At 74.3% G+C, this 15,115-nt stretch carries 14 protein-coding genes and 1 pseudogene; 9 read left to right on the forward strand and 6 right to left on the reverse strand.

The window, feature by feature from the left end; all coding sequences use genetic code 11:
* Nucleotides 1-19 precede the first annotated feature (19 nt).
* The 3 genes and pseudogenes from FHX31_RS22740 to rimP all read right to left on the reverse strand — a co-directional run bounded on the left by FHX31_RS22740 (nucleotide 20) and on the right by rimP (nucleotide 2,062).
* A pseudogene (locus FHX31_RS22740) lies at nucleotides 20-356 on the reverse strand (YlxR family protein).
* 15 nt (nucleotides 357-371) lie between these two features.
* Nucleotides 372-1,415 carry a transcription termination factor NusA gene (gene nusA / locus FHX31_RS22745; protein WP_013474434.1) on the reverse strand — a complete coding sequence of 348 codons (1,044 nt, stop codon included), beginning with the start codon at nucleotides 1,413-1,415 and terminating at the stop codon, nucleotides 372-374.
* Nucleotides 1,412-2,062: a ribosome maturation factor RimP gene (gene rimP / locus FHX31_RS22750; protein ID WP_013474433.1), complete on the reverse strand. Its 651-nt coding sequence runs from the start codon at nucleotides 2,060-2,062 to the stop codon at nucleotides 1,412-1,414. Before rimP ends, nusA begins: the two co-directional genes overlap by 4 nt.
* 263 nt (nucleotides 2,063-2,325) lie before the next feature.
* Between rimP and FHX31_RS22755 the strand changes: the two genes are divergently transcribed.
* The 7 genes from FHX31_RS22755 (at nucleotide 2,326) to FHX31_RS22785 (ending at nucleotide 8,758) form a co-directional block, all read left to right on the forward strand.
* A complete protein-coding gene (locus FHX31_RS22755; RefSeq protein ID WP_030269842.1) occupies nucleotides 2,326-2,772 on the forward strand; it encodes a hypothetical protein in 447 nt (148 codons plus the stop codon).
* The gene (locus FHX31_RS22760) at nucleotides 2,769-3,212 is read left to right on the forward strand and encodes a ferritin-like domain-containing protein (protein WP_013474432.1); all 444 of its coding nucleotides are present in this window, start codon (nucleotides 2,769-2,771) and stop codon (nucleotides 3,210-3,212) included. Before FHX31_RS22755 ends, FHX31_RS22760 begins: the two co-directional genes overlap by 4 nt.
* Nucleotides 3,213-3,281: 69 nt before the next feature.
* Nucleotides 3,282-3,863: a PadR family transcriptional regulator gene (locus FHX31_RS22765; protein ID WP_013284661.1), complete on the forward strand. Its 582-nt coding sequence runs from the start codon at nucleotides 3,282-3,284 to the stop codon at nucleotides 3,861-3,863.
* A gap of 19 nt (nucleotides 3,864-3,882) precedes the next feature.
* Nucleotides 3,883-4,614 (forward strand): ABC transporter ATP-binding protein, encoded by a 732-nt coding sequence (locus FHX31_RS22770; RefSeq protein ID WP_047893636.1) that lies wholly within the window; start codon nucleotides 3,883-3,885, stop codon nucleotides 4,612-4,614.
* Complete coding sequence (locus FHX31_RS22775) at nucleotides 4,611-7,292, forward strand: FtsX-like permease family protein (protein ID WP_184977155.1); 2,682 nt, start codon at nucleotides 4,611-4,613, stop codon at nucleotides 7,290-7,292. Before FHX31_RS22770 ends, FHX31_RS22775 begins: the two co-directional genes overlap by 4 nt.
* A gap of 168 nt (nucleotides 7,293-7,460) precedes the next feature.
* Complete coding sequence (locus tag FHX31_RS22780; RefSeq protein ID WP_071096346.1) at nucleotides 7,461-7,928, forward strand: nitroreductase family deazaflavin-dependent oxidoreductase; 468 nt, start codon at nucleotides 7,461-7,463, stop codon at nucleotides 7,926-7,928.
* 101 nt (nucleotides 7,929-8,029) lie between these two features.
* Nucleotides 8,030-8,758 (forward strand): nucleotidyltransferase domain-containing protein, encoded by a 729-nt coding sequence (locus tag FHX31_RS22785; protein WP_184977156.1) that lies wholly within the window; start codon nucleotides 8,030-8,032, stop codon nucleotides 8,756-8,758.
* A 21-nt stretch (nucleotides 8,759-8,779) separates the two neighbouring features.
* On the opposite strand, the gene FHX31_RS22790 is transcribed toward FHX31_RS22785, so the two are convergent.
* Both FHX31_RS22790 and map read right to left on the reverse strand, forming a co-directional pair.
* Complete coding sequence (locus FHX31_RS22790; protein ID WP_013284653.1) at nucleotides 8,780-9,496, reverse strand: VIT1/CCC1 transporter family protein; 717 nt, start codon at nucleotides 9,494-9,496, stop codon at nucleotides 8,780-8,782.
* Entirely contained in the window at nucleotides 9,493-10,350 is an 858-nt protein-coding gene (gene map / locus FHX31_RS22795) for a type I methionyl aminopeptidase (RefSeq protein WP_013284652.1), read from the reverse strand. The genes FHX31_RS22790 and map overlap by 4 nt, the downstream gene beginning before the upstream one ends.
* A 94-nt stretch (nucleotides 10,351-10,444) precedes the next feature.
* On the opposite strand from map, the gene FHX31_RS22800 reads away from it, so the two are divergent.
* Together FHX31_RS22800 and FHX31_RS22805 are read left to right on the forward strand one after the other, a co-directional pair.
* Nucleotides 10,445-10,756 (forward strand): STAS domain-containing protein, encoded by a 312-nt coding sequence (locus FHX31_RS22800; protein WP_030269851.1) that lies wholly within the window; start codon nucleotides 10,445-10,447, stop codon nucleotides 10,754-10,756.
* 76 nt (nucleotides 10,757-10,832) lie between these two features.
* Nucleotides 10,833-11,399: a GNAT family N-acetyltransferase gene (locus tag FHX31_RS22805; RefSeq protein WP_013474428.1), complete on the forward strand. Its 567-nt coding sequence runs from the start codon at nucleotides 10,833-10,835 to the stop codon at nucleotides 11,397-11,399.
* Nucleotides 11,400-11,408: 9 nt separating this feature from the next.
* Here the strand turns inward: FHX31_RS22805 and FHX31_RS22810 are convergent, their stop codons facing one another.
* The gene (locus FHX31_RS22810; protein ID WP_184977157.1) at nucleotides 11,409-15,092 is read right to left on the reverse strand and encodes a SpoIIE family protein phosphatase; all 3,684 of its coding nucleotides are present in this window, start codon (nucleotides 15,090-15,092) and stop codon (nucleotides 11,409-11,411) included.
* Nucleotides 15,093-15,115: the final 23 nt, after the last annotated feature.

The following is a 15,115-nucleotide window of genomic DNA, read 5'->3' on the forward strand; positions in this document are numbered from 1 at the left end:
CAGGGACTTCATCGTGTGCTCATGTCGGTCGTCCTACCTTGCTAGCGACCCTCGACCGGTCGGGCTTGACCGGTCGTCGGGGGTTGCGCGTCGACGTGCTCCGCAAGCGCACCGTGGTCGGGGACCCCGGTGAGGCGCAGTGCCCGCCCGAAGGCGCGGCGTCGCACCGCCTGCGCGAAGCAGGCCGGATCAGGGTGCATGTTCGCTCCCCGACCCGGCAGTCTGCGGGCCGGATCGGGCCGGAGACTGGTGTGACCAGCCTCGTCACCGATCGCGACGACCCGCAACAACTCGCTGGCCGGCGCTCGTTTCCGGCAGCCCACACAGGTGCGCTCCGGAATCGCGCGTCGTGCCACTGAGTAAGTCTACCCCTAGCCGCCGGAGATCGCGCTGCCCGGCTCCGGGACGTGATCAGCTCCGCCCCGGCTCTGCGGGGCTGCGGTCTCCGCGTCGGACCGGATGTCGATGCGCCAACCGGTCAGACGGGCCGCGAGGCGGGCGTTCTGCCCTTCCCGGCCGATCGCGAGCGAGAGCTGGAAGTCCGGCACGGTCACCCGGGCGGTACGGGAGGCCAGGTCGACCACCTCGACCCGCAGCGCCTTGGCCGGCGACAACGCGTTGCCGACGAAGGTGGCCGGGTCGTCCGACCAGTCGATGATGTCGATCTTCTCGCCGTGCAGCTCGCTCATCACGGCCCGGACCCGCTGGCCCATCGGGCCGATGCAGGCGCCCTTGGCGTTGACGCCGGACGTGGTCGAGCGCACAGCGATCTTCGTACGGTGACCTGCCTCACGCGCGATCGCGCCGATCTCCACGGTGCCGTCGGCGATCTCCGGCACCTCCAGCGCGAACAGCTTCTTCACCAGCGCGGGATGCGACCGGGACAGCGTGATCTGCGGGCCGCGCATTCCCTTGGCGACGTGCACGACCACGCAGCGGATCCGCTCGCCGTGCTCGTACCGCTCGCCGGGGACCTGCTCGGACTGCGGCAGGACGCCCTCCAGCTTGCCCAGGTCGACGCTGACGATGCCCTTCTCCCGGCGGGTCTCGTGCGCCTGCACCACGCCGGTGACCAGGTCACCGTCGCGGCCGACGTACTCGCCGAAGTGCACCTCGTCGGTGGCCTCCCGCAGCCGCTGGAGGATCACCTGCTTGGCGGTCATGGCGGCGATCCGCCCGAAGTCGTGCGGAGTGTCGTCCCACTCCCGGGTCACAGTGCCGTCGGCGTCCAGTTCCTGCGCGTAGACCGAGGCGGCCCCGCTCTTACGGTCGATCTCCACCCGGGCGTGCGGCTCGGCGCCGTCGGTGTGCCGGTAGGCGGTCAGCAGCGCGGTCTCGATCGCCGCGAGGATCGTGTCGAACGGGATCTCCCGCTCGCGCTCCAGGGCGCGCAGCGCCGCGAGGTCGATGTTCACCTCTCCTCGTCCTCCAGATCTTCGTCGTCGTCGGTGTCGTCACCGAAGTCCTCGTCGGCCAGGTCGTCCAGGCGGTTGAACTCCACCTGGACCCGGCCGGGCCCGAGTTCGGCGTACGGGTGTTCGGCGGGGCCGGCGTCGGTCTCCAGCACCACGCGTTCGTCGTCGGCGGCCGTGATCCGGCCGGTGAGCTGGCGGTCCCCCGCGTCGCCGCGGACGGTGACCTTGACCAGCCGCCCGGCGTTGCGCCGCCAGTGCCGGGGCAGGGTGAGCGGGCGGTCCACGCCGGGCGAGCTGACCTCCAGCTGGTACTCGCCGGCCACGATGTCGCCGCCGGCCTCCTCGGCCGCGTCCAGCGCCGCCGAGACCGCGCGGGAGACGTCCGCCACGCCGTCCAGGTTGATCCCGCCGTCGGCGTCCACGATCACCCGGACCACGTGCCGCCGGCCGGCGCGGGAGACGGAGAGGTCCTCCAGGTCGTAACCGGCCGCCGTGACGACCGGTTCGATCACCTCGCGCAGCCGGTTGCGGCGGGCGGCGAGATCGCCGCGGGGTGCGCCGCTCCGGTCCGTGCCGCGGGGGCCGTCGGAGCGGCGGGGCCGCCCGGAGGGCCCCGTCGACCGGGTGGCACGGCCACGCTGCGTCATTGCGCGCACCTCTCCTGCTGTTGCCACGACCCGCGGGCCGTGTTGTCCCTGGCCGGTGCGGGCGATCGGCCCGCCATACCGGCGCGCCACCGGGGCGTCCGCGCCCGGTGGTTGCGCAGAGCGTAACGCTAACGACCGCCGACGGACCCGGCGGCGCACCGAGACCCTGACCCACGAGACGGCGCGAATGGTGTTGACTCTGTCAGGTGGGGATCGGCAGAACACCATCCGACCAGGTCAGAGCGGGGCATTCCCGGCGCTGGCTGCTGCGCGCCGGCGGGCTCGTGGCGCTCGGCGGCGCGACCGCGCCGCTGACCGGTTGTGATCTTTTCGACCGCGACGAGGAGCCACCGGAGCCGGACGCGCTGGAGCCGCTCGTCGCCGAGGCGCTCGCGCTGGAGGCCCGCTACCGGGCCGCCGCCACCGCCGACCCGGCGCTGGCCGGGCGGCTCACCCCGATCGCCGACGCGCACCGGGCGCACGCCGAGGAGCTACGCCGCGTGATCGGCCGGCCGGCGCCCTCCGGCACACCGGCCGCCGGCTCGGCGAGCGCGCCCGCGCCCGACGCCGTGCTCACCGAGCTGCGCCGGGCCGAGCAGGAGGGCCGGACGAACGCGGCCAAGGCGTGCGCGGCAGCGCCGGCCGAGCGGGCCGCGCTGCTCGGCTCGATCGCCGCGGCGCGGGCCACACACGTGGAGGCGCTCAAGTGAACAGCCCGACGACCGGCCCGGCCTCGGCGCTCGCCGACGCGCTCGCCGCCGAGTACGCGGCGATCTGGGCGTACGGGGTGATCGGTGTGCACCTGACCGAGGCGGCGCGTACGGCGGCCCGTGCCGCCGAGGCGGCCCACCGGTCCCGCCGCGACGCGCTGCTGCTCCAGCTCGCCGAGGGCTCCGGGCAGGTGCCCGCCGACCGGGCCGGGTACGCGCTGCCCTACCCGGTGACGGACCGGGCGAGCGCGCTGCGCCTGGCGGTGGAGATCGAGGAACGGACGGCCGGGCACTGGCGGGCCGCGCTGCCGCACACCACCGGCGCGGACCGGAACACCGCGCTCGCCGCGCTCACCGACTGCGCGTTGCGCGCCACCCGCTGGCGGCGTACGGCAGGCGTGACGCCGGTCACCGTTCCGTTCCCGGGCCGCCCGGCCTGAGCGCGACGCCGGTCACCCGGCGGAACCCTCCGGTTGCGTAGCGCATACCAGGTATGCATACTCGCGGTCATGTCCATCCGTCACGGCCTGCTCGCCCTGCTCGAACGCGGCCAGATGTACGGCTACCAGCTCCGTGCCGCGTTCGAGGAGTCCACCGGGTCGACCTGGCCGCTGAACATCGGACAGGTCTACACCACGCTGGCGCGGCTGGAACGTGACGGCCTGGTCCGCCCGCTGCCGGAGAACGAGAGCGGGCAGCGGCCGTACGAGATCACCGACGCCGGACGGGCGGACCTGGCGCTGTGGTTCGCCACGCCGATCAGCCGCGCCGACCGGCCGCGCGACGAGCTGTCCATCAAACTGGCGCTGGCGCTGACCACCCCCGGCGTCGACGTGCGGTCGGTGGTGCAGACCCAGCGCACCGCCACCATGCGCGCGCTCCAGGAGTTCACCCGGTTGAAGTACACGAGCGACAAGCCGGAGGATCTACCCTGGCGGCTGGTGCTGGACGCGATGATCTTCCAGACCGAGGCCGAGGTGCGGTGGCTCGACCACTGCGAGACGAGCCTGGTCCGGCACCGCCCGGCGCCGATCCGGGCGGTCGACCACCCCGAGGCGGTGGACCGGGCCGGCGACGAAGCCCGCCGGTGACCCGGCACGGGAGGCGCTGATGGACCCGATCGACGGGGTGCTGGAACTGCGTGACGTACGCCGGACCCACGGCGCCGGTGAGGCCGCCGTGCACGCGCTGCGCGGCGTGAGCCTGACCGTGCGGGCCGGTGAGCTGGTGGCGGTGATGGGCCCCTCCGGGTCCGGCAAGTCCACGCTGCTGGCGCTCGCCGGCGGCCTGGACCGGCCCACCGGCGGCGAGGTGGTGGTCGAGGGCGAGACCCTGGTCGGGCTGTCCGCCCGCGAGCTGGCCCGGCTGCGGCGCCGCCGGATCGGGTACGTCTTCCAGGACCTGAACCTGCTCGGCAGCCTGACCGCCGTGGAGAACGTGGCGCTGCCACTGGAACTGGACGGCACCGGCGTACGGGCGGCCCGCCAGCTGGCGCTGGCCGCGCTGCGCGAGGTCGACCTGGAGGATCTGGCCGACCGCTTCCCGGACCAGATGTCGGGTGGCCAGCAGCAGCGGGTGGCGATCGCGCGGGCCCTCGTCGGCGAACGCCGCCTGGTCCTCGCCGACGAGCCGACCGGCGCGCTGGACTCCCAGACCGGCGAGGCGGTGCTGCACCTGCTGCGCCGCCGGGTGGACGCCGGAGCGGCCGGGGTGCTGGTCACCCACGAGGCCCGGCACGCCGGCTGGGCGGACCGGGTGGTCTTCCTCCGCGACGGGGTGATGGTCGACTCGACCGCCCCGCTGATCGGCGTCGACCACCTGCTCAGCGGCAGCAGCCGGTGACCGGCGGCCGCCTCGCCGCCGTACGCGGGTCGTGGCGGACCGCGCTGCGGATCGCCCGCCGGGAGGCCCGGCGGTCCCGGCGGCGCACGCTGCTGGTGCTGGTGATGATCGCGCTGCCGGTGTTCGGCCTCAGCTTCGCCGCGGTCAGCTACGACATGGGGGATCTGACCCGCGCCGAGCGCATCGAGCGCCAGCTCGGCGGCGGCGACGTCGCCCTGCGCTGGGACAGCCTCGCGCCGGTGACGCAGGACGCCTGGGGCGAGTCGGCCTGGCCGGTCCAGGGCGAATGGGTGTCCCGGACCCGCCCGGCGACCGCCGAGGAGGTGCGCGCGCTGCTGCCCGAGGGCAGCCGGCTGGCTCGCACCCGCTGGTGGATGACGTTCTCGACACGGGTGGACCGGCACGTCGAGTCGCTCGAGGCGCGCGCCGTCGACCTGACCGACCCGCTCACCCGGCCGCTGGCCCGGGTACGCGCCGGCCGGCCACCGGTACGCCCCGACGAGATCGCGGTCAGCCCGACGGCGCTGCGCCGGCTGGAGACCCGCATCGGCGACCCGGTACGCACGATCGACGGCGCCACGTACCGGGTGGTCGGGGTGGTGGAGTATCCGGACAACCTCCGGGACGTGATCACGCTGCCCGCTGTGACCTCGGAGGGCATGGCCGGCAGCGACACCTGGCTGGTGGACCTGCCCGGCCCGCTGGAACCGGGGCTCGTGGACCGGCTGAACGCGCAGGGCATCCAGGTCGTCGCGCGCAGCCCGCTGCCGGGACGGCAGGAGTTCACCCGCGGCATGTCCGTACCGGACGCCGACGAGGCGGGCGTCGTCGGAGTCGTCGGCGGGCTGGGCCTGCTGGAGGTGGTGCTGCTGGTCGGCCCGGCCTTCGCGGTGAGCGTCCGGCGCCGGCGGCGGGACCTCGCACTCGTCGCGGTGGCCGGTGGCGACGCCTCCCACCTGCGCCGGATCGTGCTCGCCGACGGGGTGGTGCTCGGCGCCGGCGGAGCCGCCCTGGGCATGCTGCTCGGGATCGGGGCGGCGTTCGCCGGCCGGCCGATCGTCGAGCAGTACCTGCTCGGGGAGCGCCTCGGGGCGTACCGGATCTTCCCGGCCGCGCTGGTGGCGATCGCCGCGACGGCGGTGCTGGCCGGGGTGCTCGCGGCAATGGCGCCGGCCTGGGCGGCGGCCCGGCAGGACGTGGCGACCGGCCTGGCAGGCCGGCGCGACGCGACCCGGCCACGCCGCCGCTGGCTGCTGGTCGGGGTGGCGCTCACCGTCGCCGGGACCGCGATCGCCGCGTTCGCCGCCGGCCGCACCTCGCAGACCGGAGTGCTGGCCGGTGTCGCGCTGGGCGAGCTGGGGCTGGTGTTCTGCACCCCGTCGCTCGTCGGCGTGCTGGGCCGGGCCGGCCGGCTGCTGCCGCTGACCCCCCGGCTCGCGTTGCGCGACGCCAGCCGCAACCGGTCCTCGGCCGCGCCCGCCATCTCGGCGGTGATGGCGGCGGTGGCCGGAAGCGTCGCGCTCGGCGTCTACGTGGCGAGCGACGAGACCCGCTCACGGGCGCTCTGGCAACCCGGCCTGCCGCCGGGGAACGTGCTGCTCACCCACTCCGGTGAGACCCCGGCGGACCCACCGTCGGCCGAGGTAGTGGCCGGCCGGGCCCGCGCGGTCCTGTCCGACGCCACAGTGGTGTCGGTCGCGATCCCCGGCTGCGCCGGCGACGTCCGGGAGAAGGACGACTGCAGCCCCTACGCGCTCATGCCGCAGGCGCAGCAGTGCCCGTACAGCTCCTCCGACCCGGTCATCCCCGATTCGGCCCGGCGGGATCCGCGCTGCGTGAGCCCCTTCCAGGAGCCCGTCGACGTCTACCTGCCGGCGCTCGTGGACGACGGCGCCGCGCTGCCCGCGCTCACCGGCGCGCCGGACGACGAGCTGGCCGCCGCGCGCCGGACGCTCGCCGCCGGGGGCGTGGTGGTCACCGACGCCCGGCGGGTGGTGGACGGGCAGGTCCGCGTGGAGGTCAACTACAACTCCGGCGGCCCGCCCACCGGGCGTCTCCTGCCCGCGTACGCGCTGCGCGGCGGTCTCACAGTCGACCGGCTGGTGCTCTCCCCCGCCGCCGCGGACGCGCTCGGCCTGTCCGCCGTGCCGATGGGTTACCTGCTGGACACCGCCGGCTCGCCCACCGACCGGCAGGTCGAGATGCTGACCGACGAGCTGTTCGACATCGGGCCCATGTCCGCGCAGGTGGCGACCGCCGAGCCGCCGTCGGACCAGCGCTCGATGCTGCTCCTGCTGGCGGTGGCCTCCGGGGTGATCACGCTGGGCGCCGCCGCTGTCGCCACCGGCCTCGCCGCGGCCGAGGGCCGCCGGGACCTGTCCACGCTCGCGGCGGTGGGCGCCGATCCCCGGGTACGCCGCCTGCTGTCGCTCTGCCAGGCCGGAGTCATCGCGGTGCTCGGCTCCGCGCTGGGCATCGTCGCCGGGCTCGGCTCCGCCGTGGTCGTCCTGTCCGCGCTCAACCAGCGGTACGCGGAGTCCTGGCCGGTGCAGCCGCCGTACCCGGTGACAGTGCCCGGCGTGACGCTCGCCGCGCTGGTCGTGGTGCCGCTCGTGGCGATGGGCGGCGCAGCGCTGTTCACCCGGTCCCGCCTGCCGATCGAACGCCGGCTCGACTGACCGTCCCGCCATGATCGACACCACTTCCGGCCATGATCGACACCATTCCGCCGGAGTGGCGGTATCGCGGTGGGGTGGATGCCACCACTTCGGCGAGATGGAGTCGACCTTGGGCGGACTGACCGTCCGAGGGATGACGGGGCACCCCGCGGACGGCACACTTGTCGGATGTCAGCCCTGGGAACCCTCACCCGCCGTCTCGGTCACCAGCGTTGGTTCGGCGCCACCATGCGCCTGCTCGTCCCGGCCGACCGGCTGGTCGGCCGGATGACGAAGGGCCGCGTGGTCGCCTTCGGGCTCGTGCCCACGCTGGTGCTCACCTCCACCGGCCGCCGCTCCGGCAAGCCCCGCAGCAACCCCCTGGTGTACGTCCCGGACGGCGACGCCTACGTGGTGATCGGCTCGAACTGGGGGCAGCAGCACCAGCCGTCCTGGACGTTCAACCTGATGGCCGACCCGGCCGCCGAGGTGGACGTCAAGGGACGCCGGATCCCGGTCACCGCCGAGCAGGTCACCGGCGAGGAACGGGAACGGCTGTTCCAGCGGCTGGTGCAGGAGTGGCCCGCGTACCGCACGTACGTCGAGCGGGCCGGTGGCCGCGAGATCCGCGTGTTCCGGCTGGTCCCGAACGCCTGAGCGCCCTCGCCGCAGACGCGCACAATCCGACATCCGCGCCACCGGGGCGGCCCGGCCCGATCTGGCTAGGGTTGCCGCAGGCGACCTGTCGGAGGTGGACCGTGGCGCTCGACGTGAACGCCGAGCGGCGTCTGGGCGACCCGCGATGGCAGGTGGCCGAGCGCGTCGGTGACGCCGTCCTGCGGCGGTTCCCGGCCGATGTGCTGGCGGTCGCCGTACACGGTCCGCTCGCGCACGGCGACGACGACGGCGGCGGGGACCGCGAGGTCGGACTGCTGGTCGTCACCTACCGGCCCGGCGCCGGACCGCCACCCGCCACCCGGCGGGTGGACGGGGTGCTCGTCGACCTGACAGTGGCCGGGGCGGACGACTACCTGCGCCGGGCGACGACGATCACGTCCCGCTGGCCGCTGGTCGCGGACCGGTACGTCACCACCCGCGCCCTGCACGATCCGACCGGCTGGCTGCGAAAACTGCGCGACGAGCACCTGGCGTGCCTGGCACGCGCCCGGCCGGCGGAGTTCACCGGCGCCGCGCGGCAGGCGTGGTACCGGGGCAGCGCGGCGCACGCCCGCGCGTTGCGGCTGGCCGAGTGGTACGAGACGGACCAGGCGCTGCTCATGCTCGGCGAGGCGCGGCTGGCCGCAGCGACAGTGCAGGGACTGTTCAGCCGCACCTACTTCCGCGACCCCGGTGACGCGGTGCGGCGTACCGGGCTGGCCGGGGCGGACATGACCGAGGTGGGTGCGGCGCTGACCCGCCAGGCCGAGGAACTGGCCGCCCGGGGGCGGCCGGTCGACGGCACCGTCGACGACCTGCTGGACGGCTGACGGCCCGCCGACGGCCGACCGTCAGCCGATGCCGCCGCCGACGCCGATCAGCGCGCCGATCAGGTAGGTGGCGCCGGCCGCCAGCGCGCCGAGCAGCAACTGCCGCAGACCGGCACGCCACCAGGCGCGGTTGGTGAACCGGGCCACGATCGCACCGGCGACGAAGAGGCCGACGCCGCCGACGCCGAGCGCCAGCCAGAGGCTGGTGAAGCCGAGCAGGTACGGCAGCAGCGGCACCAGCGCGCCGATCGAGAAACAGATGAACGACGAGATCGCGGCGGCCCACGGGCTGGGCTGGTCGTCGGGGTCGACGCCCAGCTCCTCCCGTACGTGCACCCGCAGCGCCTCCTCCGGGTTGGCGCGTACCGCCTCGGCGACCTGCGTCGCCAGCTCGCGGGGCAGTCCACGGGCGACCCAGGCGTCGGCCAGTTCCCGGGCCTCGGCCTCCGGGTGGCGTTCCAGCTCGCGCCGCTCCTTGGCCACCTCGGCGGCGACCTGCTCGTTCGCGGACCGGACACTCGTGTACTCGCCGAGGCCCATCGAGATGGCGCCGGCCACCAGGCCGGCCGTGCCGGTCAGCACCACGCTGCGCGGCGACACCCCGCCGCCGCCCACGCCGGCGATCAGCGCGATGTTGGTGACCAGCCCGTCCATCGCGCCGAAGACGGCCGGACGCAGCCAGCCGCCGGAGACGTCCGCGTGGTGCGCCTCGCGCAGTGCCGCAGGGGTGTCGGTCACGGCAGCGTCAGGATCTCGTAGCCGTCGTCGGTCACGACGATGGTGTGCTCGAACTGGGCCGTCCACCGGCGGTCCTTGGTGACCACCGTCCAGCCGTCGTCCCACATGTCGTACTGGTAGGTGCCGAGCGTGATCATCGGCTCGACGGTGAACGTCATGCCGGGCTCCATCACGTCGGTGGGGCGCGGGCTGTCGTAGTGCGGCACGTAGAGGCCACTGTGGAACGCCTCGCCGATGCCGTGCCCGGTGAAGTCGCGGACCACGCCGTAGCCGAAGCGCTTCGCGTACGACTCGATCACCCGGCCGATGACGTTGATCTGCCGCCCCGGCGCGATGGCCTTGATGCCGCGCATCATCGCCGTGTGGGTCCGCTCGACCAGCAGGCGGGCCTCCTCGCTCACCTCGCCCACGCAGAACGTGGCGTCGGTGTCGCCGTGCACGCCGTTCAGGTACGCGGTGACGTCGACGTTGATGATGTCGCCGTCCTGGAGCACCGTGGTGTCCGGGATGCCGTGGCAGATCACCTCGTTGAGGCTGGTGCAGCACGACTTGGGGAAGCCCCGGTAGCCGAGCGTCGACGGGTAGGCGCCGTGGTCGCAGAGGAACTCGTGCACCACCTTGTCGATCTCGTCGGTGGTCACCCCGGGCTTGCAGTGCTCACCGGCGAGCTGGGTGGCCTGGGCGGCGAGACGCCCCGCGACGCGCATCTTCTCGATGGTCTCCGGCGTCTGCACGTGCGATCCGCGCCACTCCTGGGGGCGCTTCTTACCCACGTACTCCGGGCGTGGGATGTGGGCGGGGACCGCTCGCCACGGGGAGAGCGTGCCGGGGGTCAGCGGCGCACGGACGGTCATGACGCAAGCCTATCGCCGGGACCGGTGTGCCCCTCGCCACAGGCCCGCCGGGCAGGTTGTTGCCGTGCCGCAAACGCTGTGCCATTGTTGCTCCGTGGATCAAGGGGGCGCGGCGCCCGTCTTCTCCGTGACGGCGCAGGCCGACGGCGACCAACTGCGCGTCCAGGTGACCGGCGAGGTCGACATGGCGACCGCCGACACCATGTTCCAGACCGCGCTCCGCGAGCCCGCCAAGCGGCTCACGCTCGACCTGCGGGCGGTCACCTTCTTCGACTCGGCCGCCATCCACGCGGTGGTCCGGCTCGCCCAGCGGTTCCCGGACGCGTTGACCGTGCTGCCGTCGCCGCAGGTCCGGCGCGTGCTGGACATCTCCGGCCTCGGCGACCAGGACTGGCTCGCCGGCTAGATCGAGGGCTGCTCCCCGCGTGAACGCCGTCGACGCGGGACAGCGGGCGGCCCGGCCCGTCACTACGGTGCGGAGGATGGACAGCTCCCATCCGTCGATGGCCGGTGTCGTGCACGAGGCGCCCGGCTCGACCGTACGACTGCGCCCGGTGGCCGAGGACGATCTCGCGATGCTGCGCCGGTTCGCTGTCGAACCCGGGCTGATCGGCCTCGACTGGGCCGGCTTCCAGGACGCCGCCGCGCCGGCCCGCCGCTTCGCCGAGGACGGCTATCTCGGCGACCGGAGCGGTGGCCTGATCGTCCAGGTCGAGCCCCCGGACGCGCCGGTCGGTTACCTCAGCTACCTGCAGCGCGAGAGCGGGCGGGCGCCGTACTGGGAGATCGGGATCGTGCTGCTGCCCGAGTGGCGCGGCCGGGGTCTCGGCTGGCGAGCGCAGGCGCTGCTCTGCGACTACCTGTTCAGCCACACCCCGGCGCAGCGCATCCAGGCCGGCACCCATCCGGAGAACGCGGCCGAGCAGCGGTCGCTGGAGAAGGCCGGCTTCCAACTGGAGGGAGTTCTGCGGTCCTGCGAGTTCCGGGCCGGCGCCTGGCGCGACGGGTGGCTCTACAGCCGGCTGCGCGACGACCCGTCGCCGCTGTGACCGGCCGCCTCAGCGGCCCGAGGGCGGCGCCTGGTCGGCCAGCCGGCGGCGCAGCGTCAGCTCGGTGCCGTTCGCGGAACGGGTCACGTTCATCTCCCCCAGCGCCTGGATCAGCGCCAGCCCGCGCCCCCGGAAGGTCGACCCGCTCGACTCCCGCCAGCGTCCGCTGTCCCGGATGGTCGCGGTGACCGTACGGTCGGCGATCGTCACCTCGACCTCGATCGTCGGGTCCACCGGGTCGACCGGGTGCTCGATCGCGTTCGCCGCCGCCTCGGAGACCGCCACGGTCAGGTCGAACAGGTCGGTCTCGCCGACCTGGTGGGCGACGAGGAAGTCCTCCAGCCGCTTGCGGAGCACGCTGAGCCGGGTCGGGTCGGCGGGCAGGCGCAGCGCGAACCGGTTCAGTTCGGCCGCCTCCAGCGCGAGCACCGCCACGTCGTCGTGCCGGGACCGCTCGGCCACCCGGGCCATGACGGCGTCGACCAGGTCCGCCACGTGCCCGGCGCGCGCCGTCGCGTCGGCCCGCAACTGGCCCAGCCCGGCGTCGATGCCCGCGGACCGGTCCTCGATCAGGCCGTCGGTGTAGAGCAGGAGCCGGTTGCCCGGCGCGAGTTCGCCCTCGGCGGCCGGGTAGACGGCGCCGGGGATCGCCCCGATCGGCGGTCCGAGAGCCCGATCGTGCAGGAACGCCACGTCGTCTCCTCGGATCAGCAGGGGTGACGGATGACCCGCGCTCGCGTACCGGATCCTGCCCGTGCGCGGGGAGAAGCCGAGGCAGACCACAGTGGCGAAGGAGCTGCTGCCGGCGGAGTGGACCAGCCGGTTGAGCCGGGTCAGCGCCTCGCCCGGGTCGTAGCCCTCCAGGACGTACGCCCGCAGCGCGTTGCGGAGCTGGCCCATCGCCGCGGCGGCCCGCACGCCCTTGCCCACCACGTCGCCGATGACCAGCACCAGGTCGTCGTCGGCGGTGGCCATCACGTCGTACCAGTCGCCGCCGACCTCCACGTCGGCGCTGCCTGGTAGGTAGCGGCTGGCCACCACCGCGCCGGGCAACTGCGGCAGCGTACGCGGCAGCAGGCTGTGCTGGAGCGTGGTCGCGATGTGGTGCTCGGCCTCGTAGAGCTGGGCGTTCTCCAGCCGCACGCCGATCAGCCGGGCCAGTTCGGTGAGCGCCGCCTCCTCGGTGCCGCCGCCCTCGCGGCGCCACACCCGCAGCTCGCCGAGCTGCTCGCCGGCGGTGCCGGTGAGCGGCAGCACCACTGTCGGCTCGGCGGGCAGGTCGCCGCCGGCGTCCTCCTCGTGGCGGGCTCCGGTGGCGGTTACCCGGACCCGTCCGGCCTCGGCCAGGCGCAGCGCGTGCCGGGCGGCCACCCGGACCACCTCGGCGGTGGACCGGGCGGTGTTGATCTCCACTGCGGCGTCGGCGAGTGCCCGCAGCCGGCGGATGATCTGCCCGCGCAACTGGCCCAGCTCGACGTTGGCCCGGACCCGGGCCACCAGCTCCTGGCTGGAGAAGGGCTTGGTCAGGTAGTCGTCGGCGCCGGTGGACAGACCCGCGACCTCCTCGGCGGCGCCGGCCCGTGCGGAGAGCAGCACGATCGGCACGTGCCGGGTGGCCGGCTCGGCCCGCAGCGCGGCGACCAGCCCGAAGCCGTCCAGCCGGGGCATCATCACGTCGGTCAGCACCAGGTCGAACGGGGTCTCGACGGCCAGCCGCAGCGCCTCCACGCCGTCCGGCACGGCCACCACCTCGTACGCCGGGGACAGCAGCCGGACGACGTGCTCGCGCAGGTCGGAGTTGTCGTCGGCGAACAGGATGCGACCGGACCCACCCGGCGCGCCGGACGCCTCCGGCAGCCCGGTGGGGCGGGCCACCTCGTCGGTCCAGAGCGCCGTCTCGGCGACGTACAGGCGGGCCTGCTCCGGTTCGGTCAGCGGGACCGGCGACAGGGCGGCCACCCGGTCGGCGGGCAGGTGCGCGTACCCGAAGGGCATGGTCACGGTGAACGTGGTGCCCCGGTCCACGACGCTGTGCGCGGTCACCGTGCCGCCTTGCATCTCGACCAGCTCGCGGACCAGGGCGAGCCCGATGCCGGTGCCCTCGTGGGTACGCGAGCGGGCGCCGGCCACCCGGTGGAACCGCTCGAAGACCTGCGGCAGTTCCTCCGGCGCGATGCCGACGCCGGTGTCGGTCACCTCCAGGACGGCGGCGCCGTCGTCCGCGCGGACCCGGACCCGGATCTCGCCGTCGAACGTGAACTTGACCGCGTTCGACAGCAGGTTGAGGACGATCTTCTCCCACATGTCCCGGTCGACGTAGACCGGCGCGGGCAGCGGCGGGCAGTCCACCACCAGGCGCAGCCCGGCCCGCTCGGTGGCCGAGCGGAACGTGCTGGCCAGCCGGGAGGTGTAGTCGGACAGGTCGGTGGGCTGGTAGCGGGCGGCCAGCCGGCCGGACTCCAGCCGGGAGAAGTCGAGCACCGTGTTGACCAGCTTGAGCAGGCGCAGCCCGTTGCGGTGCATGACGGTGAGCCGGTCCAGGTACCGCTCGGGCAGCTCCCGGTCGGCGAGCATCTCCTCCATCGGCCCGAGGACCAGCGTGAGCGGGGTCCGGAACTCGTGGCTGACGTTGGCGAAGAAGTTGGTCTTGGCGCGGTCCAGCGCGGCCAGCTCGGCGGCGCGGGCACGTTCCTGCTCGTACGCCCGCTGCTTGCCCACGGCCCGGGACACCTGTGCGGCGACCAGGTCGACGAAGTCGCGGTAGTCGTCGGTGAACGGCAGCCGGCGCGACACCCCGAGCAGCAGCGCGCCGGCCGGCTCGTTCGTGGCGGTCAGCGGCAGCAGGAGCGCCTGGCCGGCGGCGTCCGGCGGCACCGCGCTCGGCAGGTCGGCGGTGGCGATCCAGCGCGGCTCGGTGAACGGCTCGCCCTCGGGCAGGCCAGGCGGCGGATCGGCGACGGTGGCCGGATCCACGCCGGAGCAGCCGCCCGGCACGAGTGTGCCGCGCTCGTCGGCGAACCACAGCGCGCTGAACGGCACGTCGGCGCGGTGGGCGTCGAGCACCCGGGTGACGGCCTGGCCCAGTTCGAGCATGCCGGGTACATCGCCCAGCTCGTTGCCCAGCTCGGCGAGGGCGCGCAGCCGGCGCTCGCCGAGCACCCGGCCGGTGGTCTCGTTGACGAAGCAGAACAGACCGCCGACGGTGCCGTCGGCGCTGCGGATCGGGTCGTACGAGACGTCGAAGTAGACGTCCTCCAGGAAGCCGTGGCGGTCGAGCACGAAGGGGTGGTTCTCGCCCCGGTACGGCACGCCGGTGCGGCGCACGCCGTCCAGCAGCGGGCCGAGCACGTCCCAGGTCTCCGCCCAGTGCAGCCGGGCGGGCTGCCCGATCACGGCCGGGTGCTTGTCGCCGATGGTCGGCCGGTAGGCGTCGTTGTAGAAGGCCAGGTGCTCCTCGCCCCAGAAGACGACCATCTGGGCGCGGGACGACAGCATCGTGCTCACGGCGTGGCACAGCGCCGCGGGCCAGCGGTCCGGGCTGCCGAGAGCGGTGGTGGACCAGTCGAAGCCGCGCAGTCGGCCGCCCATCTCACCGCCGGCGGCGAACGCCGCGGCGAGCAGTGGCGGTAGGGACGCCTCGCCGGCCGCCGGGGACGAACGACCGTCCTCCCCGCCCCCGTGGGCCGAGCTCATGCAGCCTCCCGCTCCGGCCATGA

This window comes from Micromonospora sp. CNZ286, assembly GCF_014207755.1.

Bases quoted from the DNA above. Each gene is read 5' to 3' on its own strand.
- rimP (WP_013474433.1), bottom strand. From the start codon at position 2,062: ATGACGCAGCGTGGCCGTGCCACCCGGTCGACGGGGCCCTCCGGGCGG.
- FHX31_RS22765 (WP_013284661.1), top strand. From the start codon at position 3,282: ATGTCCATCCGTCACGGCCTGCTCGCCCTGCTCGAACGCGGCCAGATG.
- FHX31_RS22770 (WP_047893636.1), top strand. From the start codon at position 3,883: ATGGACCCGATCGACGGGGTGCTGGAACTGCGTGACGTACGCCGGACC.
- FHX31_RS22780 (WP_071096346.1), top strand. From the start codon at position 7,461: ATGTCAGCCCTGGGAACCCTCACCCGCCGTCTCGGTCACCAGCGTTGG.
- map (WP_013284652.1), bottom strand. From the start codon at position 10,350: ATGACCGTCCGTGCGCCGCTGACCCCCGGCACGCTCTCCCCGTGGCGA.
- FHX31_RS22805 (WP_013474428.1), top strand. From the start codon at position 10,833: ATGGACAGCTCCCATCCGTCGATGGCCGGTGTCGTGCACGAGGCGCCC.
- FHX31_RS22810 (WP_184977157.1), bottom strand. From the start codon at position 15,092: ATGAGCTCGGCCCACGGGGGCGGGGAGGACGGTCGTTCGTCCCCGGCG.